General features: G+C 63.6%; 1 protein-coding gene and 1 pseudogene. Both read left to right on the top strand.

Annotated features, from left to right (window positions below; translation table 11 throughout):
• Positions 1 to 197, top strand: a pseudogene (locus SOP95_RS31880) (3-octaprenyl-4-hydroxybenzoate decarboxylase); the annotation flags it as partial.
• On the top strand, positions 197 to 407 hold a 211-nt coding region (locus tag SOP95_RS31875; protein WP_323609572.1), incomplete at its 3' end, for a 2Fe-2S iron-sulfur cluster-binding protein. The pseudogene SOP95_RS31880 and the gene SOP95_RS31875, both read left to right, overlap by 1 nt.

Here is a 407-nt window from a genome sequence, read left to right as displayed (position 1 = left end):
CGGTGATGATCGACAACACGCCGATCGACTACCTCGACTTCGCCTCGCCGGTGTCGGGCCTGGGTTCGAAGATGGGCCTGGACGCCACCCACAAGTGGCCGGGTGAAACCACCCGCGAATGGGGTCGGGTGATCGTCAAGGATGAAGCTGTCACCGCCCGTGTCGATGCGATATGGAAAGAATTGGGAATAGATTGATGCGTGTAACCCTGCAACCTTCCGGCGCCGTGCTGGAGCTGGTCCCCGGCGAGCGAATCCTCGAAGGCGCGCGCCGTCGGGGGTACGAATGCCCTCAGGCCTGTCGCAACGGCGTGTGCCACGTGTGTGCCGCGCTGCTGGTGGAAGGCCGCGTGCAGCAGGCCGGTGAAGTGCGTGATCACGGTGAGTTCTACACCTGCATTGCCGAGC

It is taken from the genome of Pseudomonas sp. YuFO8, from assembly GCF_035065025.1.
Taxonomy (GTDB): domain Bacteria; phylum Pseudomonadota; class Gammaproteobacteria; order Pseudomonadales; family Pseudomonadaceae; genus Aquipseudomonas; species Aquipseudomonas putida_AE.
Note: the sequence above shows the minus strand (reverse complement) of the source record. Positions and strands in the feature narration are given on the sequence as shown.